The 24072-nt window shown below is 63.2% G+C and carries 21 protein-coding genes; 10 read left to right on the forward strand and 11 right to left on the reverse strand.

The annotated features are described in order from the left end of the window. Window positions 1-57: 57 nt before the first annotated feature. The 5 genes from FJ946_RS15025 to FJ946_RS15045 all read right to left on the reverse strand — a co-directional run bounded on the left by FJ946_RS15025 (window position 58) and on the right by FJ946_RS15045 (window position 5320). A complete protein-coding gene (locus FJ946_RS15025; RefSeq protein WP_140556874.1) occupies window positions 58-1389 on the reverse strand; it encodes a UDP-glucose/GDP-mannose dehydrogenase family protein in 1332 nt (443 codons plus the stop codon). A gap of 73 nt (window positions 1390-1462) precedes the next feature. After that, window positions 1463-2338, reverse strand: coding sequence for a family 16 glycosylhydrolase (locus FJ946_RS15030; RefSeq protein WP_140497181.1), 876 nt, complete (start codon window positions 2336-2338; stop codon window positions 1463-1465). Between the two features lie 136 nt (window positions 2339-2474). Then, window positions 2475-2876 carry a hypothetical protein gene (locus tag FJ946_RS15035; RefSeq protein WP_140512927.1) on the reverse strand — a complete coding sequence of 134 codons (402 nt, stop codon included), beginning with the start codon at window positions 2874-2876 and terminating at the stop codon, window positions 2475-2477. Between the two features lie 223 nt (window positions 2877-3099). Beyond that, a complete protein-coding gene (locus FJ946_RS15040; protein ID WP_140564958.1) occupies window positions 3100-4122 on the reverse strand; it encodes a glycosyltransferase family 2 protein in 1023 nt (340 codons plus the stop codon). A gap of 70 nt (window positions 4123-4192) precedes the next feature. Beyond that, window positions 4193-5320, reverse strand: a complete 1128-nt coding sequence (locus tag FJ946_RS15045; RefSeq protein ID WP_140523548.1) for a nucleotidyltransferase family protein — start codon at window positions 5318-5320, stop codon at window positions 4193-4195. 522 nt (window positions 5321-5842) lie between these two features. Here FJ946_RS15045 and FJ946_RS15050 point away from each other — a divergent pair. From FJ946_RS15050 to FJ946_RS15075, 6 genes are all read left to right on the forward strand, one after another. Further along, window positions 5843-5995: a lasso peptide gene (locus tag FJ946_RS15050; RefSeq protein ID WP_140497189.1), complete on the forward strand. Its 153-nt coding sequence runs from the start codon at window positions 5843-5845 to the stop codon at window positions 5993-5995. A 166-nt stretch (window positions 5996-6161) separates the two neighbouring features. Then, a complete protein-coding gene (locus FJ946_RS15055) occupies window positions 6162-6461 on the forward strand; it encodes a PqqD family protein (RefSeq protein ID WP_140564960.1) in 300 nt (99 codons plus the stop codon). 118 nt (window positions 6462-6579) lie between these two features. Then, window positions 6580-6954 (forward strand): lasso peptide biosynthesis B2 protein, encoded by a 375-nt coding sequence (locus FJ946_RS15060; protein WP_224618327.1) that lies wholly within the window; start codon window positions 6580-6582, stop codon window positions 6952-6954. 3 nt (window positions 6955-6957) lie between these two features. Next, window positions 6958-8865: a lasso peptide isopeptide bond-forming cyclase gene (locus tag FJ946_RS15065; RefSeq protein WP_140564963.1), complete on the forward strand. Its 1908-nt coding sequence runs from the start codon at window positions 6958-6960 to the stop codon at window positions 8863-8865. Further along, window positions 8862-9833 (forward strand): serine kinase, encoded by a 972-nt coding sequence (locus tag FJ946_RS15070; RefSeq protein WP_140512918.1) that lies wholly within the window; start codon window positions 8862-8864, stop codon window positions 9831-9833. The genes FJ946_RS15065 and FJ946_RS15070 overlap by 4 nt, the downstream gene beginning before the upstream one ends. Before the next feature lie 6 nt (window positions 9834-9839). Continuing rightward, a complete protein-coding gene (locus FJ946_RS15075) occupies window positions 9840-11684 on the forward strand; it encodes an ABC transporter ATP-binding protein (RefSeq protein ID WP_140564965.1) in 1845 nt (614 codons plus the stop codon). 18 nt (window positions 11685-11702) lie between these two features. Here the strand turns inward: FJ946_RS15075 and FJ946_RS15080 are convergent, their stop codons facing one another. After that, complete coding sequence (locus tag FJ946_RS15080; RefSeq protein ID WP_140512914.1) at window positions 11703-11978, reverse strand: exopolysaccharide production repressor exox; 276 nt, start codon at window positions 11976-11978, stop codon at window positions 11703-11705. A gap of 600 nt (window positions 11979-12578) precedes the next feature. On the opposite strand from FJ946_RS15080, the gene FJ946_RS15085 reads away from it, so the two are divergent. Both FJ946_RS15085 and FJ946_RS15090 read left to right on the forward strand, forming a co-directional pair. Next, window positions 12579-13256 (forward strand): sugar transferase, encoded by a 678-nt coding sequence (locus FJ946_RS15085; RefSeq protein ID WP_140497203.1) that lies wholly within the window; start codon window positions 12579-12581, stop codon window positions 13254-13256. A gap of 110 nt (window positions 13257-13366) precedes the next feature. Further along, complete coding sequence (locus FJ946_RS15090) at window positions 13367-14632, forward strand: polysaccharide biosynthesis/export family protein (protein WP_181167418.1); 1266 nt, start codon at window positions 13367-13369, stop codon at window positions 14630-14632. Between the two features lie 224 nt (window positions 14633-14856). Here the strand turns inward: FJ946_RS15090 and FJ946_RS15095 are convergent, their stop codons facing one another. The 5 genes from FJ946_RS15095 to FJ946_RS15115 form a co-directional block, all read right to left on the reverse strand. Continuing rightward, window positions 14857-16158: an O-antigen ligase gene (locus tag FJ946_RS15095; protein ID WP_140512908.1), complete on the reverse strand. Its 1302-nt coding sequence runs from the start codon at window positions 16156-16158 to the stop codon at window positions 14857-14859. Between the two features lie 254 nt (window positions 16159-16412). After that, window positions 16413-17240 carry an SDR family NAD(P)-dependent oxidoreductase gene (locus FJ946_RS15100; protein ID WP_140559760.1) on the reverse strand — a complete coding sequence of 276 codons (828 nt, stop codon included), beginning with the start codon at window positions 17238-17240 and terminating at the stop codon, window positions 16413-16415. A 109-nt stretch (window positions 17241-17349) separates the two neighbouring features. Beyond that, window positions 17350-17856 carry an acetone carboxylase subunit gamma gene (locus FJ946_RS15105; protein ID WP_140564966.1) on the reverse strand — a complete coding sequence of 169 codons (507 nt, stop codon included), beginning with the start codon at window positions 17854-17856 and terminating at the stop codon, window positions 17350-17352. Between the two features lie 5 nt (window positions 17857-17861). Next, window positions 17862-20057, reverse strand: coding sequence for a hydantoinase B/oxoprolinase family protein (locus tag FJ946_RS15110; protein ID WP_140512902.1), 2196 nt, complete (start codon window positions 20055-20057; stop codon window positions 17862-17864). 13 nt (window positions 20058-20070) lie between these two features. Beyond that, entirely contained in the window at window positions 20071-22212 is a 2142-nt protein-coding gene (locus tag FJ946_RS15115; protein ID WP_281406130.1) for a hydantoinase/oxoprolinase family protein, read from the reverse strand. Between the two features lie 110 nt (window positions 22213-22322). Here FJ946_RS15115 and FJ946_RS15120 point away from each other — a divergent pair, with 110 nt between their 5' ends. Both FJ946_RS15120 and FJ946_RS15125 read left to right on the forward strand, forming a co-directional pair. Continuing rightward, the gene (locus FJ946_RS15120; protein ID WP_140497217.1) at window positions 22323-23102 is read left to right on the forward strand and encodes a helix-turn-helix transcriptional regulator; all 780 of its coding nucleotides are present in this window, start codon (window positions 22323-22325) and stop codon (window positions 23100-23102) included. Window positions 23103-23287: 185 nt separating this feature from the next. Further along, window positions 23288-24040, forward strand: a complete 753-nt coding sequence (locus FJ946_RS15125; RefSeq protein ID WP_140564970.1) for an SDR family NAD(P)-dependent oxidoreductase — start codon at window positions 23288-23290, stop codon at window positions 24038-24040. Window positions 24041-24072: the final 32 nt, after the last annotated feature.

Raw genomic sequence — 24072 nt, forward strand, 5'->3', positions numbered from 1 at the left:
ATGGCAAGCACACCGGCCGGCCGCGGCGATCCCACATTGGATTGCCCAAGCCCGGTCTCATGCCGCCATCCTGCCGATCGAGTGATATTCGATGCCGTGGCGGGCGATGACCTTGGGATCATAGAGGTTGCGGCCGTCGAAGATGATCGGCGTGGTCAGCGCGTCCTTCAGCGCGTCGAAGGAAGGCGCACGAAAACTCTTCCACTCGGTGGCGATCAGCAGCGCATCGGCGCCGCGCAGCGCCGCTTCCTTGGTGCCGCACAGAAGCAGGTCGTCGCGCAGCCCGTAGATGGCTTGGCATTCCTGCATCGCCTCGGGATCATAGGCCTGCACGGTGGCCCCGACGTTCCAGAGTGCCTCCATCAGCGTGCGGGCGGGCGCCTCGCGCATGTCGTCGGTGTTGGGTTTGAAAGCCAGGCCCCAGAGCGCGAAGGTCTTGCCCTTGAGGTTGCCCTTGAAATAGCGGTTCACCTTGTCGAACAGCACGGATTTCTGCTCGTTGTTGCGCTCCTCGACGGCGCGCAGCAGCTTGGCGTCGAACTTGACGCCTTCGGCGGTCTTGATCAGGGCGCGCACGTCCTTGGGAAAGCAGGAGCCGCCATAGCCGAGGCCCGGATAGATGAAGTGGTAGCCGATGCGCGGATCGCTGCCGATGCCCTTGCGCACCTCCTCGATGTCGGCGCCAAGCTGTTCGGCCAGGTTCGCCATTTCGTTCATGAAGCTGATCTTGGTGGCGAGCATGCAATTGGCCGCGTATTTGGTGAATTCGGCGCTGCGCACGTCCATCACGATCATCTTCTCGTGGTTGCGGTTGAAGGGGGCGTAGAGCTCACGCATCACCGCCTCGGTGGCCTCGCTCGATGTGCCGACGATGATGCGGTCCGGCCTCATGCAATCGGCGACGGCGGACCCTTCCTTGAGGAATTCCGGATTGGAAGCGACGTCGAAGGTCAGGTCCTCGCGGCCTCTTTTCTTCAGCGTTTCGGCGATCCTGGCCTTGATCTTCTCGCAGGTGCCGACCGGCACGGTCGACTTGCCGACGACGATCTTGGGCGCATCCATTTCCCGGCCGATCGCCTCGGCGACCGCCAGCACATATTTGAGATCGGCCGAGCCATCCTCGCCGGGAGGCGTGCCGACCGCGATCATCTGGATTTCACCATGCCTGACGGCGGCGGCCGCGTCGGTGGTGAACTTGATGCGGCCGGCGGCATGGTTCTCCCTCACGATGCTTTCCAGGCCCGGCTCGAAAATCGGGACGAGACCTTGATTGAGCCGCTCGACCTTGTTCGCGTCGATGTCGACGCAGACGACCTGGTGGCCCACTTCGGCAAGCACAGCAGCCTGCACGAGACCGACATAGCCGATACCAAACACCGTCAAATTCATTCTGTTTTGTTCCTGTCCAGGGCAGCGGACCGTGTTCGGCCCGGCCGGTTCAAATCGACTTTCCCAATAGGTTCTACTTTACGCTGCATGCCAGCGATTCCGGAAACTGGCAGGGTTCGCCCTGCGCGGTGAAGGCGACGCGCTCGATCTGCAGCGAAAGCTTGCGTCCGGGATCGGCGAATGCGCCCAACCATCCGGTCATCGTATCGCTGCCCCAGAGGCTGAAGAAGATCTTCTGAGCATGGCTGGGCAGCTTTGCCGGATCGGTGATGGTGTTCACCAGCTGGCCGTTGACGTACCAGCGCAAACTGTCCTTCTGCCAGACGAAGGCGTAGTCGTTGAAGGCCTTTTCCGTGCCGCCCGGCACGTCGACCAGCTTCTCGTTCTTGCCCTTGCCGGCGATGTAGGCATTGACCTGCACCTTGGACGTGTCCTTGGTCAGGATCTCGAAGTCGATCTCGTCCCAGGGCTGCTTGTCCGACGGTCCGATATAGGAGAAGAAAGCCGCGTTGAGGCCGGGACCGGTGTCGGTCTTCATGCGCGCCTCGTAGGTGCCGTAGCCGAATCGCTGCTTGGTCTGGATTTCGCCGCAAGCGTAGTCGCGATCCTTCGTCTTCTGCTTCTCGAAACCCAATGACAGCACGCCGTCCGCCAGGCTGACCTGCCCCTTCGCCCAGGTGCAATTCTGATGGCCGCCATTCGTCCAGCCATCGGAGACATACCAGCGCTGGCGGTTGAAGCTGGTGAAATCATCGACGAATGAGGGCGCCGACTTCAGATCCTGCGACCAGGATGGCGCCGGCCCGGCGAACAGGCCAGCGAGAGCGGCCAGCGCGACCAGGGCAGCCCTGCGTCCGGTGGAACCGCCCGGGCGGGCTTGCCTGGCCTGGCGCGTTGACGATATGCCGCGAACTGCGACGGTGAACGTGGTTCTCGGATCCGCATTCATACGAAACTCAACCTTTGCGCTGTGCATCCCCAACCCAAAGTAGCCATTCGAGCCGTTGCCAAACGGCGCTTTCTTTCTCTCGTCAGCCCCTCCCCAAGCTGCCTTCTCGCCTCGCGCCAAATCCACCCTTCAGCTTTCACCCTCTGCCGGCGCCTGCCGGTTTGGCGAGCCCCTCGCTGGCCGTCATATCGGACGACCCGTCCTCATCGAAAACCATATCCAGCGAATGACGAAGCTCCCGGACCATGCCGTTCTGGCGTGACAACGCCGCGATGCGGCGCTCGCAATTCAGAATCGAGGTCGTCAATTCATCGACCTCGGCGGAGCGGCGCGCAGACGCCGAGCCGTTCTCCATGGCCTCGACCAAAAAGGCGGCGTTGGTGGCCGTCGCCTTGTAGCGATTCTCCAGCCCGTTTCGCTCCGCCTCGATCTCGGCCGCGATCTGCTCGAACAGCTTCGCCAGGCGGTCGAGGCGCGAAATGTCGGTCTGGCGGTCGCGGGCCGGATTCCTTGATCTGAAGCCGAATATCGAGGCCATGCGTTCAAAGTCCTATGGTGGTCCGGCCGTCGGCCGGACCCCTTACCGGTTCAATATCGGGCAGTCCGATCGGAGGCCAGCTCATTGGCCATCCTAATTGCTGCACCGCAACATAGACTGCCATCCCCGGGCCGCGTAGGCAACCACCCAATTCGTAAACTCATAAATCCGCCGGAAATGGTTTGCGCGACGGGCTGGCAAGAGCGCGGCCGGATACCCGCATTCAAGGCTGCTTGCCCGTGCTGGTGCCGGCCATGAGAAAACGCATTGGCGGCACATGTTGACGACGGGAGGCAAACCCGACGCGGCGAAACAGCGCCTCGAGCTTGTCGGACGCCACGCCCTGGACGATGGGAACCAGGTTGGATTGGCTTGCGAAGGCATAGGCCGCGGCCGACGCCAGGCCCCGCTCGGCCTTGACGTCGAGGAAATTGCGCAGCCGATATTTGTCGCGCACGTGGCGCTCGTGGCGGCGCAGCACCGCTTTGGAACCCTCAGGCAGGCTGTCGATCGCCAGCAGCGCCAGGTCGGCGTCGGCAAGACGCTTCAGGTCCTGGGTCTTGTGGCGGCCGCTCAGCGAATCGGCACGCACGATGGCGCCGTAACCGCAGGAGCGGATGACCTTGAAGCGCGCGCCGCTGGCGACCGCGCGCGCGTAGAGTTCGTAATCCTCGCCCAGACGCAAGCTCTCGTCATAGCGCAAGCCGTGCCTGTCGAGAAAAGCGCGGCTGATCACCGGCTTGAGGAAACCGAGTTCGCCTCTGCGCACGTTGCGCCTGGAGATGTTGCCTTCGACGAAGCGCTCAAGGTCGAGGAATTCCGGCTCGGCCGCGAACTGCGGTGCGACGATCTGGGTGACATCGCTCAAGGCGTCGTCCCTGATGAGCATGATGTTGTCGGCCGCGAAATCCCAGTCCGCGCCGGCAAACAGATTTTGAAATCTGCCCGCGAGAAAGAAGTCGTCGGCGTCCAGAATGGCGATGAATGGCGATTGCGAGGCGGCGATGGCGGCGTTGCGGGCGAAGGAGGGGCCGCGATTGACGTCGAGACGGATCACCGCGAGCCGGTCGCTGCCGTCATCGGCGGCGCGGGCGACTTGGGCCGTGTCATCGGTGGAGGCGTCATCGACGACGACGACTTCGGCCACTTCCGGTTCGCGCAGCGCAGACGCGATGGCGACCGCGATTGTTCGCGCCGCGTTTCGGGCCGCGATGATCACGCAGACCTTTGATTTTGTCATCGACATGAATTTGCCTCTTGCACAGGTTCCATTCTGCCCTCGCCCTGTACGTGTTCGATGCCCGACAGGCTTCCCGTCACGGGCTGCCCTGCCGTTCGAAGATGCGGCGGCTGATGTCGGCCGATGCCGCCCAGCCGGCTTCCGCCAGATAGCGGACCGGCGCACGACCGCACAACTCCCACAACACGGTGCGCCGCTGCGGCCAGCGCAGGGATGACAGCCATGGCGCGATGACCATGTTGAGCAGGTCCTCATTGCCGATACGCGACAGCATCCGCGCGGCGCGCTGCGACAGGAGCGTGTCGGCGCCGCCGAGGAGCACGTCGGCGGCGCGCAGGCCAAGCAGCAGCGTGTCGTCCAGCCCCTGCGCCGCGGCGGCATCGAGCAGGCGCTGCTGCTCGGCTTCGTCCAGGCGGTCGGCGCTGGCGCGCACGTCGCAGACGTAACCGGCGCAGGGTTCCCGGTTGAAAAGCGCCTTGGCGACGCTGATGCAGGACAACAGCAGAGTGTCGGCCGCCGATGTGAACGGCACCTCGACGCCGGTGATCTCGACCTGCCGTTTGCGCCGCAGGAAGCCATCCGCGTCGCGCGGGCTGGGCGAGCCGGGTTGCTGGAGCCGATAATGCAGATCGACAGTGGATTGCGTCGGCCCGTCGCCGCGGATCATGTGCTGTTCGCCGAGGAAACGGACCCACCAGACGGAGCGCGACTTGCCGGCGATCTCGTATCCGATCGAGCGGAGCGCCTCGCGCGCCCTGAAAAACCCGGCCGGCGCCACCAATATGTCGACATCGCCCGAAGGCTTCATGAAATGATCGTCGTAAAGCAGATGCTGCTGGAAGGGACCTTTCAGGAAAACGAAATCGATCTGCCTGTCGCGCAGCGCCGCCTGGATCGCCATCGAATCCATGATGCAGGACGCGTTCATCGAAACGGTCTTCCGGCGGTAGGCGTCGAGCCATTGGGAGAACTGAGCCGGCGGCCCGTTCGCGGGTGCGCTCGACAGCACCTTGAGGATAAAGGTCGCGACCTTGTTCAACCTGGCTATGTCGGTGACATTGGCCACGGAGAGGCCGGAGGCATCGCCGGGCGCGGCGCCGGATCGCGCCGCGAAGAACAGCCGCAGACAGGCCTGCACATAGGCGATCTCGCTGGCGCAATCGGCGGCGCGCAGTCGCTCATATGAACGTTCGGTCAGGGCCATCGGGCGCACGGTTCTCCAGAAGCGATCGGCGCGACGCCTATGCTGCAGGTGCGAAGCAAAGCATCGCCAAAAACTTTTGCGCCGTCCAGTTTTTCCTTTTGCAGCGCAAAAATCCGGCCCCGACGTTTATCGAAACCGGCTCGGGCGAACGATGAGGAGAACTGCTGGACCACAAGGGACGAGTGGCCTTTTCGGCGTTCCGTAGCAAACCTACCGGGAGACCCGGTGCTACGGCATTATTGTCGCCATGCCTTGAAGTGACAGGGCTTAAAAAGTTTATATATGCAAATCAATTTCTTATGCTGACCTAGTGCATTAGGCCCATATGCAGGGATCTCGAGGCGATCAAGGCCAAAGCTTGAGATCGTTACTCACGACTGTGTCTGCGCGCGCAGTCCATAATTGATTAATGCGCGGTAAATCAGGCTTGACTCATAAATGCTGCCATGCAGCTATTGCATCGCAGCATGAAAGTGCCGCCGGCAATCGACAGGCCGTTTCCAGTCCTTGATGGAGTGTAAAATGGAACAGAATGTTGAAAAACAGGAGTACGAAACGCCCAGCCTGACGGTTCATGGTTCGATTGAAACCATCACTCAGGGCGGTGGCGGCAACACGGCGCTCGACGCAGCATTTCCTGCGCACACGCCGATTGGCGACCTGACGTTCTCCTGAACCTGTCCTGATTCTGGAGGGACACGTTGGGCCTCTGGAATCCAAGAACCATACAGGGAGTCGGGGTGAAAATCCCGGCTTCTCTTCATTGCCTGACCCGGCTTTTCTTCATCGCCAGAATGGTCGGCACGCATTGCGGACAGTGTGTAGCAAACGAGGTTTTCGGATGAACTGGAACCCATCTGACCACGATCGCGTAAGTGCGACCAAGGAAGCGGTTGCCTGCGAATTCGGCAATGGCCTGGCGCTTCTTAACCTGAAATCCAACATCTACTACAGCCTCAACGGGGTGGGCACGTTCATCTGGGAGTTGATCCAGGAGCCGAAACCAATTGCCGAAATCCACCGGGCCGTGCTCGCGCGCTATGATGTCGACGCCGAGCGCTGCAGGGCCGATGTCGACGCACTGTTGAAAGGTCTGGCCGATAGCGGACTTGCGAGGCTGCATCATGAGGAACCTGTGTAAGCAGGTTCCGCAAAAGCGGGTCACGGTTTTGCGGCAAGAACCTGCGACGGAGAAAAGTCCCGGCCAGACGAAGCACCGGCGGCGCCTGCTTCGAGCTCTCTCCCTGAGCGGCCCGGAAATGCTGTTCCTCTGCCGCTGCCTGCTGGTGGTCGCGGCCGTTCGCCTGGGGCTGACCCTGTTCTCCTACAACCGCCTTCGCGGCATCGTCACCCGGCTGGAGGCGCGTGAATGCGCCAGCACGGGAGAACTGCGCCGTGTCGCCTGGGGCGTTGCCGCCGCGGCCCGCCTGGTGCCGCGCGCAAGCTGCCTCACCCAGGCGCTCGCCGGCCAGTACATTCTCGCCCGCCAGGGCAACGCCTCGAAGATCCGCATCGGCATCGAGCGCGACACCGGCCGGCAGCTGAAGGCGCATGCCTGGCTGATCAGCGGCAACCATGTCGTCCTTGGCGGCTCGATAGACAGGTTTGTCCCTCTCGTCGACTATGGTCAATGACCGATGAGCGGCGTGGCCGGTATCCTGCACGGGCACGAGGCGCCGGAGTCCGCAGCCGATATCCAGCGCATGCTGGCCCGCATGCGTCATCGCGCCCGCGACGGCAGTTCGTGGTGGACCGACAAGGCTGTCGCGCTCGGCCACGCCTGGCTCAACACGACCGATGAAGCCGGCCCCGGCCCGCTGACGATGGCGGGCGGCAAACTGGCCGTCACCGCGGATTGCCGCCTGGACAATCGCGACGAGCTGACGGCACGGCTCGGCGTCCGCGACGCATCGGTTGCCGACGCCGTGCTCCTGATGTGGGCCTATCTGCGCTGGGGCGAAGCCTGTCCCGTGCACCTGCAAGGCGACTTCGCCTTCGCCATCTGGGATGCCGAGCGGCAGGTGCTGTTTTGCGCGCGCGATCATTTCGGCGTCAAACCGTTCTACTATCACGCGGACGGGCAGCGCTTTGTCTTTGCCTCCGAGATCGGCCCGATCCTTGGCGTCACCGGGGCCGGCGCCCGCCTCAGCGAACATCAGATCTCGGGTTTCCTGGCAGGGCTGCCAGACGATCCGCAAGCGACGCCTTATACCGATATTTTCCGCCTGCCGGCGCGCCACAGCCTCACTGTGACGGGGCAGCGCGTGACGCTGCAGCGATACTGGCAGATCGAGCCGTCGTCGCGGCCTATGCGGCCGGACGCCGCCGAGGAATTCGCCCACCTCTTCTCGCAGTCCGTGCGCAACCGCATGCGCGGAAGCGCGGCGGTCGGGGCCATGCTGAGCGGCGGCCTGGACTCCTCTTCGATCGCCTGCGTGGCGGGCCGGCAAAACCTGTCCGAGGAAAAGCCGAGGCTGCCCACCTTTTCGCTGGTTTTCGAACGCGGTTCGGCGATGGACGAAACCCCCTTCATAGACGCGGTGCTGGAACAAGGGCGCGTCGACGGCACGCTGATCCCGGTCGGCAACTACGCGCCGTTCGCGGAATTCGAACGGGTGCTGGAAGAGCAGGAAGGAACGTTCCTGGCGCCGGGCCTTACGCTCACCCGGGAGGTATACAGGACGGCGGGCGCCAAAGGCGTCAAGGTGCTTCTCGACGGCCATGGCGGGGACGAAGTCGTATCGCAGGGGCACGGCCATCTGCACGAGCTTGCCAACGCAGGCAAGTGGCTGGAGCTGTGGCGCGAGATCCGCAGCGCTTCCAACACCTATGGCGACGGCATGCTCGGCATGTATTTCCAGTTCCTGACCATCTACGGGCCTGCCTGGCGCGTGGCCAGGCTCAGGCACGCCGCGAACCGGCTCCTGCACAGGCTGCGAAAGCCGGCCCAGGGCGGAAGCTGGCGCGACCTGATCAATGCCGATCTTGCCGGCCGCACCGAGCTCATCGAGCGGGTTCACCGAGCCGGCTACAAGCCGCCCGACGTCAGCGCCAGCGAGGCGCTGACCCACCGCTGGATTCTTTCCAACGGCTATGTGCCGCATGCTTTCGAAGTCCTCGACAAGGCGGCCGCCAATTTCGGCGTCGAACCTCGTTATCCCTTCTGGGACAAGCCGCTGGTCGAGTTCTGCCTGGCATTGCCGGGCGAGGAGAAGCTCAGCCGCGGTTTTGGCCGCTACGTGCTGCGCCGCGCCATGCAAGACGTGCTGCCGGCGGCGGTCCAGTGGCGGCGCGACAAGATCGATTTCACCGGCAATCTCGTCAACGGCATGCTGCGCAACCACCGCGACCTCCTGGAACAGGTGCTCGGCCCGGACGCCGGCCGCATCGAACCCTACATAAACCTGCCGGCCGTGAAGGCTGCCTATGCCCGGCTGCTCAGTCGGCCCGACCGGCCGGCGCCGCTCGATGTCCAGTATGTCTGGCGCTCCGCGTCGCTGTCGCTGTGGCTGCGGCAGGTGCAGCGCGCCGGGAGTGCCGCATGACGCCGTTGAACGAGCCGCTGGCCCTCCGCCCGCGCGCGCAAGGCTGGCCGCGCGGACAGCGCCGTTTTTATCGGGCCTACGGCCTGACCATCGCTTCCGAGGTGACATTGCCAGAACTGGAGCCGGCCGAACCCGCAGCGGCGGATATCGTGATCAGTGTCGGCGCGATCGATATGCCGAAGCCTTCGCCCGAGGCCGCGACCATTTTCCGCTTCGAACCGGATCGGCAATATCTGGCATGGCACGCCGTCGCCGCGTTCCTGATCAGCGACGCCTGCCGCATCGAGGTCGAGCCGGCGCCCGGCATCGACGACGCACTGATCGCGTTCCCGCTGCTGGGACCGGTGATGGCGCTCATCCTGCACCAGCGGGGCCTGCTCGTGCTGCATGCCAGCGCCGTCGCGATTGCCGGCAAAAGCGCCATCTTCATGGGCGACAAGGGCGCCGGAAAATCGACGACGGCAAGCGCCATGATCCGTGCCGGACACGAACTGCTTACCGATGACGTCGTGGCGCTCGATCTCAGCCATCCGGACGAGCCGATGATCGTGCCGGGTTTTCCCCAGATCAAGCTGGCGGCCGACGCCGCTGCCGCGATTTCGCTTGAAGGGGCACAAGTGCGGCCGCAGGTGCATCCGGCCATCAACAAGGCCCAGCACCGCTTGCAGAGTGCCTTTTCGCGCGACAGGGTTCCGGCGACCCGCATCTACATTCTCGAGCGCGGCCGAAAGGCTGAGATCTCGCCCATGCCTGGCATCGCCGCTTTGCCGGCCGTGATCAGATTTTCATATGTCACGCGCTTCGGCCGCGCCGCCCTGGTCGGCGATTTCGCGGCGGCGCATCTCGGGCATTGCGCGCGGCTCGCCGATCGCGTCGGCGTGTGCAGGCTCGAAGTGCCGACGGGCTTCGACAGAATCGGCGAGGTCGTGAGCCTCGTCGAGCATGACCTGATGGCAGGACAGGGGTAGCAGGAGATGTCGAAATCATCGCTCCTTCGCCCGTCATTGTTTCGGGAAATCGCCGGGTTCGGCGCCGTTATCGCCCAGATAGGCGGGCGGCGGACCTGGACGGCACTGCTCTTCCTGATCATGGGCAGCCTGACCGAAGGCATCTCCATCCTGTTGCTGGTTCCGCTGTTGCAGCTAGTCGGACGCTCCGGCCAGGACTTCGCGATCAAGCTGCCCGACAATGATTTCATGCGTTGGCTGGTGCCGGACGGCACGCTGAAGCTGACCACGATGCTGTGCATGCTGGTGGCGCTGGTCGCGCTGCAGGCCGCCTTCAACCGCTTCAAGTCGGTCTACATGGCCAGTCTTCTCTTCGATTTCATCAACCGCCTGCGCATGAACCTGTTCGAAAGCATCGGCAAGGCACGATGGGGCGTCTTCACGCGCATGCGCGGCTCCGACCTCGACCATGCGCTGACCGGGGACATAGACCGCGTCCAGGGCGCGGCCTTCTCGCTGCTGATGCTGGTGCAGATCGCCGTGCTTCTGGCCGGCTATCTCGTGATCTCCATGTTCATTTCGCCGGTCATGACGCTGTTCGCCGTGGTCATCGGCATGCTGATGTTCCTCGCGCTGCGGCCATTCCGGTCGCGGGCCACCGCCTTTGGCCAGGTCCTGACCACCAACCGCCAGGATCAATACCGGACGGTCTCGGAATTCCTCGGCGGCATCAAGGTGGCCAAGAGCCTGAACATCGAGGCGACCTATTTCGCGCAGTTGCAGGCGACACTTGAAAGAATGAAGGCCGACAACATCGCCTATGTGCGCAACAGTTCGACCGGCACCGCCCTGTTCCAGGTGGCGAGCGTGATCGGCTTGAGCCTGTTCATCTATGTTGCGCTGGTTCGCTTCGACCTCTCACTGGCCGAGATCGTGGTGCTGCTACTGGTCTTCATGCGCATCGCGCCGCGCTTCATGGACATGCAGACGCAGGCGCAGCAGGTCCTGATCAACCTGCCCGCCTATGCCGCGATGCGTAGTCTGCAGATGCGTTTCGACGCCGAGCGGGAACCTGGCCATGCCGGGATCCAGGACGCTCGAAAGCTGTCGCTCGATTTCGGACTGAATGTTCGCGGCGTCTCCTTCGCCTACGAGGACGGCGCCGCCAAGACGGCGGTGAGCGACATCACCTTCGGCCTTCCGGCCGGCAAGGTCACCGCCCTTATCGGCCCTTCGGGATCAGGCAAGAGCACGATCGCCGACATGCTGCTCGGCCTGCTCGAGCCGACAGCCGGCACGATCCTCGTCGATGGCGTCGAGATCGACGCCGCCAATCGCCGGGGCTGGCGCGACCAGGTCGCCTACGTGCCGCAGGACGTGTTTCTCCTGCACGACACGATCGCGGCGAACCTACGCCTGGCCGCACAGCAAGCAAGCGACGATGAACTGTGGGCCGCATTGCGATCGGCCCATGCGGCCGAATTCGTCGAACGGCTCGACCTCAAGCTGGAAACGGTGGTCGGCGACCGCGGCGTGCGGTTGTCGGGCGGCGAACGCCAGCGGATCGCGCTGGCGCGCGCCTTGCTGCGCAAGCCGTCACTGCTCATCCTCGATGAGGCGACCAGCGCGCTCGACTGGCAAAACCAGGCACTGATCGCGCAATCGATCGACGGGCTGCGCGGCTCGATGACGATCCTGACCATCGCGCACCGGCCATCGATGATCGCGTTCGCCGACTGGGTGGTCGCGATGGAAAACGGCCGTGTCGTCGAGGTCGGGCAATATCGGCGGCTGAAGGCGAAAGCAGGAAGCCGGTTGTCCCGGATGCTTTCGGGCGAACAATCTGAGTCCGAACCCGCCGACGTGGCCTGAGGCCAAGCCTGGTCTGGGTCAGTGAAGGCTTCGCCCGGCGCCGCCCAGCTTTTCACCCTCGGCCACCTCGGCCGAACTCAGCTTTCTTTCGGCCTCGCGTGTCCTGTCGGCCGGCGTCGGCGCGCTTTTGACGATCATGGCATAGACGAGCACGAAGTAGCCCGCCTGGATGACCACGGCACAAATGATGACGCGCAGCAGCGTCGTGCCTATTGAAGCGCCGCCCAGCCATGACCAGCCAACGACGATCGCAAGAGCGAAAATCATCCCAACGATGAATTTTGGAAGCGACATACCCAACAGCCCACAAACCGGCCCGGGTATATTCCAATCGTTGCCCCACCCGAGCGTCGTCCCTTGTCATGCGGGCTTGTTAAGTCGCCCGCTCCCGGCCGGTTGCTTCCGGCCTTTCAACCTGTCGCCACTTTGACAGGTATAATTTGCAATTCTATTAAGGCGAGCAAAAGGCCGCAAGGGCAACTGCATTTATTTTTAGGTGAGCTTTTGCGCTCGACTCGCTCATGCTGCAACGCACACGACGGGATTACGCGCAACTTCGGCTCTTTGGTGTTTTTCAGTAGAATCTACAATATTGAATAGTATTTTATATGAATACCACCGAATATCGTGCCGCGCTAAAGCACCAACGAGCTCCATTCAAGGGCATAAAGAACGCCCCGCCTAGAAGTTGCCCCAAAAGCGCCTCTATCTTTCCGGCTATGCCCATTTATTGTCATAAATGTGCTAAATATTCCGAAATTTGTGCAGGGCACGCTTATTATTTAGTCAATTCATGACGTGACTATTTCAAAGGTGCGGGAAATTGTGTGTTGCGCTGCAACATTTTTTTGATATCGTGCCGTAAACCATCCGGTCAACGCATGGAGTTTTGGCATGAGGGATGTTGCCAAGTCGGCCACAGCGGAGTTTTCGCAGGCTGGCGTCGATTTTCCACCGCCGATCGGCGGCCTTATCAAGCGCAGTTTCGATATTGCCGGTTCACTGGCCGCCCTGATCGCTCTCAGCCCGCTGTTCGTGATGATAGCGCTGCTCGTCAAATTCTCCGATGGCGGATCGATTTTTTACGGTCACCGGCGAATCGGACGTGGCGGACGGGTTTTCCCTTGTCTCAAGTTCCGCACCATGGTGCCGGACGGTGAAAGGGTGCTGGCCGCCTATCTGGCGGCCAATCCGGAAGCCAAGGCGGAATGGATAGCCACCCGCAAGCTGAAGAACGATCCGCGCGTCACCCGGGTCGGCGCGGTCCTGAGGAAACTCAGTCTCGATGAGTTGCCGCAGGTCATCAACATCCTTCAGGGCGACATGAGCCTTGTCGGACCTCGCCCGGTCGTGCGCGACGAACTGGAGATCTATGGCAGCGCCGCCGTGTATTACCTGAAGTCCCGCCCCGGCCTGACCGGCCTGTGGCAGGTCAGCGGCCGCAACGACGTCTCCTATGACAGCCGCGTCGCGTTCGATCGCCACTATGTCGAGAATTGGTCACTTTTTGAGGATATTCGCATCATCATCAAGACAGTTCCGGCTGTCTGGATGTCGCGCGGCTGCTACTGAGCGGTCGCGAACCGGATCGCACGCGGGAGATTTCTCCCGGCAGGCATCGGGCGCAGGCTCATCGGGCTGGTGGGGCCAAAGCGGATCGGAACATTCAGTTGAAGATAGACATGTTCGAAGTTTTTTGCAGCGGCCCGCATTCGGGCCGCTCGCGGCGTTTGCGGCTCGTGGCCAGCTGCCTGGCCCTGTCGCTCGCCCTGCCTCGGATCGCCATTGCCGACGAGTACCATCTCGGATCGCAAGACAAGCTCACCATCCGTATCGCGGAGTGGCAGACCGTCGAAGGCACGTTCCGCGACTGGTCGGCGGTGAATGGCGTATACACGGTCGGGCCGGCCGGAATGCTGTCGGTGCCTTTCGTCGGCGAGCTGCCGGCATCCGGCAAGACAACGGCCGAAGTCGCGGCGGCGATCGGCGAGGCGCTGCAGCACAAGCTCGCTTTGTCGGACCGGCCCGAGGCATCGGTCGAAATGGCGCAGTTCCGGCCGTTCTATATTTCGGGTGAGGTGCAGAACCCCGGCCAATTCCCCTATGTGCCCGATCTTACGGTGCTGAAGGCGGTCAGCATCGCCGGCGGCATCCGGCGAAGCGCCGACTACGGCCCGCAGCTCGGCAAGGACCTGGTCACCGCCAAAGGCAATTTCGACATATATGACGATCAGCGCGTTCGACTGATCGTCAAGCGCGCGCGCATCGATGCCGACCTTGCGGGCAAGTCGAGCTTCGACGTGCCGAAGGAGGTCGAGGGCGATCCTAGACTGCAGGCCATCGTCGCGGACGAGATGACGATCCTCACGGCTGACCAGAAGGCGCTGAAGCTGAAGCTCGAGGCGCTCAGCGATCTGAAAGGAGTTCTGCAGGCCGAGATCGAATCGCTGCAGAAGAAGATCGTCAACCAGCAGAAGCAGGTCGACCTGGCGCAGCAGCAACTCACCAGCATCGGTCCGCTGGCCCAGAAAGGTCTGGTCGCCAACGCAAGACTGCTGGATTCGCAGCAGTCCGTCACCGACCTTCAGGGCAAGATCCTGGACTACGAAACGGCCATCCTCACCGCCAAGCAAGCGATCAGCAAGGCAACGCAGGATGCCATCGATGCCCAGAACACGCTGAGCTCGAGCCTCGCCGCCGACCGGCAGCAGACCGAAGCCGACCTGAACGAGGCCGCGCTGAGGGTCAACATGCAGAAAGGATTGATGGCCCAGGCCACCGATCCTGCCACCGTGGCCGCCAGCGCAACCAACGAAGAGCCCACCCTGATCTATTCACTGCTGCGCGCTGCCGACGGCAAGACGAGCGAGATTGCGGTCAAGGAAGACACGCCGGTGCTGCCGGGCGATGTGATCAAGGTCAAGCTGGCGCCAATGCCCAGCCAGTAAGTGGTCGAACGGCCGAGATAAGAGCAGCTCACCGTTCACGAAAACGGTGAGCTGCTCTATCCCTTTGTTTTTGCGCAATTCCGGACGGAAAGCGCTGCGCGCGTTTCCCGGGGAAGCCGTACACACTTTCCTGAAATTGCTGGAGCGGGGCGGCGTTTGAGGGAATCGCCAGCCGCTCTATCGCCTTGCTTTGACGCAATCCCAAACGGGAAACCGATCGGTATTCATCGAGCGGCGTCCGTGCCAGGCTCGGGGCCGCTCCAGCCTCTGGCGGCATTTGCCTCTTCGATCCTTGCCGCAGACAGGCGAGGACGGGCAACGGGCAGTCGCGCCAGCTTGAAGAAGCTGAAATACATCAGGAAGGAACCCATGATGTAGGGGTTGAGGATCTCGACCTCGACGAAGGAGCGGATCAGGAGCAGCACCATGACGCCGGCCAGAACGACCGAATCCGCCCGCCATGTTCCGAACGCGACCGCCGAGACATGGCCGTAAAGCGTGCGCAGGATGACCAGCGAAACCAGCGTCGCCCCGACGAAGCCGAGTTCGACAAGGGCTTCGATGTAGGTGTTGTGGAAGTGGAAGCCGGTGCGGGTGGTGATGTAGAACTCGTTCCACAGGCGCTCGGCCTCGGCAAAACCCTGGACCCAGTATGCGGCATAGCCGACGCCGAGCATGGGCGCCCTCTGCGCGGCGTTCCAGCCCTGCTCCCACAGATAGGTGCGCCCGGTGAGCGTCGAATCCTTGCCGAACAGGCCGAGGACGAAGTCCATGAGGCCGAGATTCAGCGCCACAAGGATAGCGACGACCAGCATGCCTGTGCCGACCAGGAAGATCACCCGGCGGTAGCGTCGCGACAGCACCTTGCTCATGGCAAGCAGCATCACCAGCGCCAGCACCGCCGGTGTCGAGGCCATCGAGGTGGCCGAATGCGAGATGACCAGCAGATAGGCCGACAAAAGCACCACCGGCACGGTCAGGAACAGGCTCAGCCGGCCGTGCCTGAGGAAGGCGATGAAGACGACGCTGAAATAGATGCCGAGCGAGGCGACGAAGCCGATCTGGTTCTTTGAGGCGAAGGCGCCGACGAAATTATAGGTGCCGTCGAGGACGTCCTCGGAATAGGCCCCGACCTTGAGAGAGTAGAGCAGGACGACGAATATGCCGACCAGGGCGCCTATTGTCAGGGTCCGCACACTGACGGCTCGCGCCGCGACATAGGCGCAGGCGATGTGGGAGAAGTACTGGACGGCCGTTCTCGCGGTGATGCCGGGAGCGTCCGACCAGAAGACGGAGAAGCATACATAGGCCGCGAACGACAATGGCAGCCAGGCGCTGGACAGATGCCGCAGGAACCGCCTGTAGTCAACCATGATGAGGGGCAGCCACACCGCATAGTAGGCCAGGATCAGCACCTGGCCGAATATGACGGAGTAGGAGAATGCCCAGACCGAGACGGCAACGGCAAAACTGCCGTAGACCGAGTTCCTCTCGGGATCGACCAGCAAGGACTTTGGAATCTTCATCTCAGGTTCTCGCCGAGCCTACCCCGGACCGCCGCGTAATCGGCAGGCATCTCCGTAAGAAGGGTGCAATCGACGGCATCTCCATTGTGCAGTGCAATATAACCTATCGCGCCGCGCGCTCAATGGCAAATGCGGTCACCTTGTCTTACAGCCAGGCGAGCGCCGAGAGATCAGGTCCCGGACACGCCCGGACGGGATCGGACTTCTCTTTCCATTGCCGGCCTCTCCATCGAGGCCGCAACCAGCCGTGCGCGCTACCAAAGTGCTCCGCCGGTGACCTGTATGTTTTCCATGGTGATGCCCTTGGCCATATCAGAGCAGAGGAACACGGCCAGCGCCGCGATCTCCTGCGGCTGGAGGATGCGCTGCTGCGGGTTGCCCCTGGCGATCTCGGCCATCGCGTCCTCGGCCGTGCGGCCCTTGCCCTCGCGCTCGACGACCTGCGCCACGTTGCGGCGCATCAGTTCGGTCTCGACCCAGGTCGGGCTGATCATGACGCAGGTGACGCCATGCGCCGCCCCTTCGAGCGCCACGCAACGGGTGAGGCCGAGGAGACCGGCCTTGGAGGCGCAGTAAGCGGGATTGTCCTTCCAGCCGACCGAGGCGGCGGTCGAGCCGATGTTGACGATGCGGCCCCAGCCGCGCTCGATCATGCCGGGCAGCACAGCGCGGGTGGCGCGGAAGGCGCCGGTGAGATTGGTGTCGACGATCTTGTCCCACAGCGCGTCGGAATGGCCGCAGACCGGCTGCTCGGCCGTGGTGCCGGCGGCGTTGACCAGGATGTCGACAGGACCCACCGCCGCCTCGGCGTCGGCCGCGAAACGGTTCGTCACGCCGCTGTCGCGCACATCGAGATGGGCGGCGTAAATCCTCGTTCCATGCGCGCCGAGAGCCGAACGCACGCGCTCTATCTCGTCGGCGCCGGGATAGTAGGCGGCGTCGGATCTCTCCACGCCGCCAGGTGCGACATAGGAGCCGACGGCGACATTGGCGCCGGCCTGCGCCAATGTCGTGGCAATCGCCAGGCCCATTCCGGAGAAGCCACCGGTGACGATTGCGCCGCGGCCGGAAAGGTTTGTCATCGGGCATGGCCTCCGCGCGGCACGGGACGGTCCATCAGTCCCGAGAGGATTTGAACTTCATAGGCCAACATAACCTTCGGAGCCGGTGACGAAACTTGTGTCCTTGCCATCAGCTTTCCTTGTCCATCGGCTCCAGCGGCTTGCCCAGCCAATCGCGGTAGAAACCTTCCAGGTCGGGTTCGAAATCATGGACGATGGGATAACCCGGCGCCGCGGCCTCGACCTCGTGCAGCGTGCCGCATTGCGGACAGATGAACTCGCGGATTTCCATCCATTCGGGATCCGGCAGGTCGCTGTTGGGATAGATCTCGCGCAGCGCCTCCTCGCTGTCGCGCACGATGATCGAAGCCTTCAGCTTCCAGTTCTTGCGGTAGTCGCCGAAGGAATGGCCGCATTCGCAACGGGTTACCCGCTCATCGCCGCTCTGGCAGATGAAGAGGTGGTCGCCAACAGGGAGCAGTATCGGATCGCTCCAGCCGACACGGTCCTGCAAAACCGCGACATATTTGAAGAACCGGTCGTCGTCCTTGTAGGCGCTCATGACGCGGCGCGTCTGCGGCCAGGGCAGCGTGCCCGCGACCAGATCGGCGATGACTTCCTTGCTGTATGAGGTCATGGTCCCTACTCCACGCCGAAGGTCGATTTGGCATCGACATCCCAGAAGGTTGAAAAATCCCTGGTGAAGCGCGGCGAAAGCTTGATGGCGCTGGCATACATCTTCTTCACCTCGGGCGCGAAATCGACCGCCTTCACCCGCTCGCGCTCCTTGGCCATCCACTCCGAGACCGGCCTGGCCCGAGCGAGCCGGCGCGACCGCATCTCGGCGCGGTGGCGCTTGGTGGCTTCGAGATTGGCGACGGGATAGCCGTCCTCGTCCTCGTCAAGCACGATCCCGAAGACATTTTCGGCAGCTTCCCTGGTGAGATAGCCGTTCTCGACGTCCGATGCCGTCTTGAGCGGGTCGCGCTCCAGCACGTCGCCATAGCCGCCACCGCCATTGTAGGAATGGGTGAACACGTCGCCGGTTTTGTGGGGCGCGGTGATATAGGGCCCTTCCATCGTCACGTGCTGGCCTTCGAGCCGGACCTCGAGTTCGGAACGATAAGGATTGGTGCCGGTATGGTGCGCCAGCGGCGCGCCCTTTTGTGCGAGCTCGAAGATGTTGCTGTCGCGCACCGCACGGTGTTTTTGGCAGGTCGGCGCCGGATAGCCGCCGCAGAGCCCGCCATTGTCGAAGACGCGCGAGGAGTGTTCCGAGGTGACCAGCCGGAGATGGTCGGTCTTGCTGACCAGCCAGGTCGACAGGAAGGCGCAGCCGCCGCGATATTTGCCGGCGCCGCCGGAATTGGCAACGATCGAGCGGCCGATATAGACCATCGGCATGTTCTGTTCCCAGATCTCGATGTTGCCCATGTCGGATTCAGGGTTCCAGCCGACATAGGCGGTGTCCAGCCCGTCCTTGATGGCAAGCGCGCCGGAACCGGCGGCCGCGCATTCGAAATGCGCCATGCCGAACAGCGTGCCGTACTGGCTGGTTCCCCCCATCTCGATCATCGGGCTGTTGACCTGGCCGACGAAGGCCTCCTCGACGAAGCCGCGGGCGATGAATGATCTCGACAGGAGCCGCTGGAAGACGCCATAAGCCGGCAAGAGCAGCGCCCAGGACGTGGCGGTGGCCACCATCTCATTGTCGGGATTGGTCCAGGTGCCATGCGGCAGCTTCAGCTCCGTCGCCATCCAGGCGCCGTCATTGACCAGGCCTTCGAAATTCATGTGCTGGGTCAGCGTCACGAACATGCCGCCATCCATGCCGGCCGGCGTGCAGTTCATGGAATGGTAGCCCCAGGGCTGCGTGCCCTCGAAATCCATGATGATCTTGCCGCCTGTGGTGATCTCCATTTCGATCGGTATGTTGTAGAGCCAGTCGGGATCGCCGAGCGGCTGGTAGCCCGGCTTGCCCTTGGTGACGTGACCGTAAAAAGTATGCCCCCGATAGATGCCGGGAACGGTCAGTTGCCGCGTGCGGGCGAGTTGCGCGCGGCGGCCCTCCTCGATGAATTCCTTCGACACCTTCATCCAGTAGTCGAGGCCGATCTCGTCGATCAGCGCCTTGACGCTTTCGCGCATGTCGATGCAGGAGGCGACCTTGGCCTTCTCGTCCAGCACCCAGTAGATGGGCATGCGCAGATTGCGCTCGCAGCGGATCACGTAGTCGCGCCGCAGTTCGTCGTTCTGGCCGACTTTTTCGGCGCAGACGAACAGGCCTTCGGTGAAGCGCTCCTGTGCCAGCGCCACGTCGCCGCCCGGCGTGATGCCGCCGGCCTCAAGTTCGTGGCAGACCGCGCCCGCCCAGCCGACGAGTTTGCCCGTGTGGAAGATCGGCACCACGTCCATCACGTCGGGCACCTGCACGGTGCCGATGAAGGCGTCGTTGTTGGCGAAGATGTCGCCGTCGACGATGCGGGGATTTTCCTCGTAGCCTTGTCTGATCATCCATTTGATGAAGCGGCTCATCGTGTGCACATGCACCATGATGCCGTTGGAGAGCGCGATCGCGTCGCCCTCGGGCGTGTAGATGGCGACGACCATCTCGCCGACTTCGCGCACGCCGGGCGAAGCCGAGATGCGACGCGCCATCTCGCGCGCCGAGACGCAGTAGGCGCGCAGCTTGGTGTGCAGCGTCTCGAACTTCAGCGGATCCTGGTTGCGCAGTTCGAGATCGGTGATGCCGTCATAGCAGCCGGTCTCGTCCATGAGCCGTTCGGATTCGATCAGCCGCTCACGGAGGCGCAGGGCGGAGGCGGGTTTGTCCAGCATGGCGTTCGCCCTCTCAAGCGTGGGAGTAGTGGAGCAGCGTCCATTCGTCGACGAAGACACGGTCCCGCGGATGGACGACGAGGGTGGTGGCGGGGTGTTCGATGATGGCCGGGCCGATCACCTCATGCCCCGGCAGCAGGAGATCCATCTCGTAGAGATCGGCCTTGTGCCAGCGGCCGCCAATATAGGCCTCGCGCACGCCCTTGTGCGCGGATGCGGGGCTTGAGGGGCCGAGCGGCCGCTTGAGCAGCACGGGCTTGACCTTGTCGGCGGTGGCGATGAGACCGAGTTCGGTGATCGAGAAGCCGGCTTCACCATAACGCGAGACGCGATGGTTGACCTTGGCGTAGACCGCTTCGAACTCGTCGATGACCTTGCGCATGTCGTCGGCCGAATTGATGGCCGATAGGGGCGCCATCACCTCGACGTCCTCGAGCTGGCCGGTATAGCGCATCATCAGGAACGGCACCGTCCTGATCTTGTCCAGCGCATGACCGTCGGCCACCATCTCGTCGACCGCGGCCCTGGTGAGATCGTCCCAGACCGCAGTCACTCTGGCACCGAAGGCCAGCAGCTCGGCCTCACTCGCCCGCGCGCCGATGTCGATCTGGGTCGATACCGAATGCCGGCGCATGAAATCCGCCGTGGTGCAGCCGAACGCGGAGAAGGCGGCGGCGAACTGGAAGGTGATGATATCCTTGAAGCCGATGCCCCTGGAGCAGCCGGCCAGATGCAGCGGCCCCGAGCCGCCATAGGAAAGCAATGTGAACTCCGAAGGGTGGATCCCCTGGCCGGAGATGACGCGGCGCAGCGCGTTGTTGGCGTCGGCCTCCAGCATATCGATCATGCCTTCGGCGGCTTCCTCCACGCCGACGCCGAGCTGGCTGGAGCACTTTTCCTCGAAGGCCTTGCGCGCCTTCTCGACCTGCAGCACGACCTTGCCGCCGAGGAAATAATGCGGGTTCAGCCGGCCAAGGATGGCGTCGCAATCGGCGATGGTCGGCTCGGTGCCGCCCCTGGCGAAGCAGATCGGGCCGGGATCGGCACCGGCGCTTTCCGGCCCGAGCGAAACTTTCTTCGTCAGCGGATCGACTTTGAGGATCATGCCGGCGCCGGCGCCGATCGTGTCGAGATGCAGCGTCGGCACATTGAGCTTGAACCGGTCCATCAGCGGCTCGTTCTCGATCCGGGTCTGGCCGCGCGTGATGACGCCCATGTCGAAGGAGGTGCCGCCCATGTCCGAGCAGATCAAGGAATCATTGCCGATCAGCTTGCCGACATAGGCCGCGCCCAAAATGCCGCCGATCGGGCCGGAGATCATGGTTTCGTGCAGGCGCGGATGGTTGATCGAGGTGAGGCCGCCGAAGGAGAGCAGCGTCTGGACGCCATATCTGAAGCCGTATTTCTTCGAGACGTCCTCGATCCCCTTGAGCTGCTTGCGGCCGCGCGAGGTGGCGTAGGCCTCGATCAGCACCGAGTTCAGCCGCGACTGCTCGCGGATGACCGGGCGCACCTCATGGCTGCTGTAGACGAGGATGTCGGCTCCGGCGGCGGCGATCTCCTCGCGGCAGATCTCGGCGATGCGCTTCTCATGCACCGGATTGACATGCGAGAAGATCGTCATGATGCAGACCGCCTCGACCTTGTCGGCGATCAGCTTTTTCGCCGCGGCACGGACCTCATGTTCGTAGAGCGGCAGGATGATGTCGCCGAACTGATCGATGCGCTCGGTGACGCCGTGAGTGTGGCGGCGCGGCACCAGCGGATCGGGATGATGATGTGTCACAGCGTGCAGCCGGTCGGCATAGGAATAGTCGGCCCAGGCCTGCAGGCCGCGACCCATCAGGATCATGTCCTCAAGGCCCTTGGTGGTGATCAGGCCGAGTTTCCTGCCGGTGCGCGACAGCAGCGTGTTGAGCATGCCGGTGCCGGAATAGAGCACCACATTGACGCCCGAAAACAGGGCCTCGAGCGAGATGCCCCAGGCGTCCGCCGCGTCCTCGGCCGAGGCGAGGAACCCCTCGGCCTCGTTCTTCGGCGTCGTTGCCGACTTGCCGATCTTGAAGCGGCCGTCCTGATCGACAAGGATGGTGTCGGTCATGGTGCCGCCGGCGTCGATGCCGATGACGATGGGATTGGTAGAGATATGGTCCACGGGTCGCCTTCCCTTGCCGAGCATGACCACAGGCTAGATTCGCGGGACCGGATCGCGCCATATGCCTAAAGGCACAATGACGGACGGGAGCTCGTCGCCGAAAAAGAGGCATGCGCATGGGCAACATCTGGGCGCCGCTCGCCATGGCGATCGCCGCCACCGGCACCGACAGGCATGTCGACTGCCTGATCGACCTGATCGGCGCCGACATCGCGCATGACTTGGTGACGGTGACGCGCTATTCGGCGACGCAGACGCCGCAATTCGTCAAGCACCGGCGCTTCTCCGACGAGATGGTGCGGCGCTATCTTGATAATTACTATGTGTTCGACCCCTTCTACGCTTCCTGGCGGCGCGAGCGCCGGTTGGGCATCATGCCGCTCAAGCGGCTGGCCGACGACGAGGCCAAACGCGGCCAGTACATAGCCGGCTTCCTCGCGCAATCGGAGATCTGCGATGAAGTCGGCATCATGCTGGCCGATGGCGGCGACTGGTGCCTCGGCATTTTCCTCGATCGTTCGACCACGGCGTTCAAGGACAACGAGATCGCCCTGCTGGCTGAGCGGCTGCCGGTGTTCGAGGCGCTGCACGCGCTCGACATCAAGACGCGCGGAAGCGATTTCTCGCGCAGCTCGGCGCCGTCCAGCCCCGGCGCCTCACCGCGCCAGCAACCCACAATCCCGGCGAGCCTATGGCCGGAACTGTCGCTCAGGGAAAGAGAGCTCGTGCAATTGATCCTGGCCGGCCATCCGACCGCCAACATTGCCGAGCGGCTCGGCATCACCGTCGGCACGGTCAAGAACCATCGCCGGCGCATCTATGAGAAACTCGACATCACCACCGAGCGGGAATTGTTCCTGCAGTTCTTCCTGTACCGCTCGGACAAATAGGCCTGGCGCTGGTGCAAGCGCTGGACAGGCAGATCGAGGGGAGCCCGGCATAACGCGCCTCAGGGATTGGCCCAGACGATCGAGGTGCATGCCGGCTTGAACTTGGCCGGCGGCGACCTCACAGTCACCCCCGAACATGGTTTCGCCGAGCGGAGCCGATTTGCGCCAGGACAGGGGAAAATGAGATGCCGACGATTCTCGCGGAACGGTTTGCCGGACGCTCGGCAGTGATTACGGGCGGCGCATCCGGCATCGGCCTCGCCGTCGCACAGAGGCTGGTCCAAGAGGGCGGGCGCGTTTCGGTTTGGGACCGCGATCGCGCCCAGATCGAAGCGGCCAGGGCTTCGATCCCGACGCTGCATGGCCAGACCGTCGATGTCGCCGACCCGGCGGCGGTGGATCGGGCGGCGCGGTCGACGATCGAGGCGCTTGGCGGGGTCGACATCCTGATCACCAGCGCCGCCATCACCGGTCCCAACATGACCGCCTGGGACTATCCGGTGGAGGACTGGCGTCTGGTCATCGACATCAACATCAACGGTGTCTTCTACTGCAACAAGGCGCTCGTCCCGCACATGCTGGAGCGCAATTACGGCCGCATCGTCAACATCGCCTCGATCGCCGGCAAGGAAGGCAATCCCAACGCTTCCGCCTACAGCACATCCAAGGCCGCGGTGATCGGCCTGACCAAATCGCTCGGCAAGGAACTGGCCAAGACCGGCATAACCGTGAACTGCGTCACGCCGGCGGCGGTGCGCACGGCGATCTTCAAGCAGATGAGCCAGGAGCATATCGATTTCATGCTCTCCAAGATACCGATGGCGCGCTTTGGCGAGGTCGACGAGGTGGCGGCGCTGATTTGCTGGATCGCCTCGGAGGAATGTTCGTTCACGACGGCTGCCGTCTTCGACGTCTCCGGCGGCCGCGCCACCTACTGATGTGGTGCGGCGCTTTCCGGCTGGCGGCAAGC

It is taken from the genome of Mesorhizobium sp. B2-4-7, from assembly GCF_006442685.1.
In the GTDB taxonomy this organism is placed as follows: domain Bacteria; phylum Pseudomonadota; class Alphaproteobacteria; order Rhizobiales; family Rhizobiaceae; genus Mesorhizobium.

Bases quoted from the DNA above. Each gene is read 5' to 3' on its own strand.
- FJ946_RS15025 (WP_140556874.1), bottom strand. From the start codon at position 1,389: ATGAATTTGACGGTGTTTGGTATCGGCTATGTCGGTCTCGTGCAGGCT.
- FJ946_RS15030 (WP_140497181.1), bottom strand. From the start codon at position 2,338: ATGAATGCGGATCCGAGAACCACGTTCACCGTCGCAGTTCGCGGCATA.
- FJ946_RS15035 (WP_140512927.1), bottom strand. From the start codon at position 2,876: ATGGCCTCGATATTCGGCTTCAGATCAAGGAATCCGGCCCGCGACCGC.
- FJ946_RS15040 (WP_140564958.1), bottom strand. From the start codon at position 4,122: ATGTCGATGACAAAATCAAAGGTCTGCGTGATCATCGCGGCCCGAAAC.
- FJ946_RS15045 (WP_140523548.1), bottom strand. From the start codon at position 5,320: ATGGCCCTGACCGAACGTTCATATGAGCGACTGCGCGCCGCCGATTGC.
- FJ946_RS15050 (WP_140497189.1), top strand. From the start codon at position 5,843: ATGGAACAGAATGTTGAAAAACAGGAGTACGAAACGCCCAGCCTGACG.
- FJ946_RS15055 (WP_140564960.1), top strand. From the start codon at position 6,162: ATGAACTGGAACCCATCTGACCACGATCGCGTAAGTGCGACCAAGGAA.
- FJ946_RS15060 (WP_224618327.1), top strand. From the start codon at position 6,580: ATGCTGTTCCTCTGCCGCTGCCTGCTGGTGGTCGCGGCCGTTCGCCTG.
- FJ946_RS15065 (WP_140564963.1), top strand. From the start codon at position 6,958: ATGAGCGGCGTGGCCGGTATCCTGCACGGGCACGAGGCGCCGGAGTCC.
- FJ946_RS15070 (WP_140512918.1), top strand. From the start codon at position 8,862: ATGACGCCGTTGAACGAGCCGCTGGCCCTCCGCCCGCGCGCGCAAGGC.
- FJ946_RS15075 (WP_140564965.1), top strand. From the start codon at position 9,840: ATGTCGAAATCATCGCTCCTTCGCCCGTCATTGTTTCGGGAAATCGCC.
- FJ946_RS15080 (WP_140512914.1), bottom strand. From the start codon at position 11,978: ATGTCGCTTCCAAAATTCATCGTTGGGATGATTTTCGCTCTTGCGATC.
- FJ946_RS15085 (WP_140497203.1), top strand. From the start codon at position 12,579: ATGAGGGATGTTGCCAAGTCGGCCACAGCGGAGTTTTCGCAGGCTGGC.
- FJ946_RS15090 (WP_181167418.1), top strand. From the start codon at position 13,367: ATGTTCGAAGTTTTTTGCAGCGGCCCGCATTCGGGCCGCTCGCGGCGT.
- FJ946_RS15095 (WP_140512908.1), bottom strand. From the start codon at position 16,158: ATGAAGATTCCAAAGTCCTTGCTGGTCGATCCCGAGAGGAACTCGGTC.
- FJ946_RS15100 (WP_140559760.1), bottom strand. From the start codon at position 17,240: ATGACAAACCTTTCCGGCCGCGGCGCAATCGTCACCGGTGGCTTCTCC.
- FJ946_RS15105 (WP_140564966.1), bottom strand. From the start codon at position 17,856: ATGACCTCATACAGCAAGGAAGTCATCGCCGATCTGGTCGCGGGCACG.
- FJ946_RS15110 (WP_140512902.1), bottom strand. From the start codon at position 20,057: ATGCTGGACAAACCCGCCTCCGCCCTGCGCCTCCGTGAGCGGCTGATC.
- FJ946_RS15120 (WP_140497217.1), top strand. From the start codon at position 22,323: ATGCGCATGGGCAACATCTGGGCGCCGCTCGCCATGGCGATCGCCGCC.
- FJ946_RS15125 (WP_140564970.1), top strand. From the start codon at position 23,288: ATGCCGACGATTCTCGCGGAACGGTTTGCCGGACGCTCGGCAGTGATT.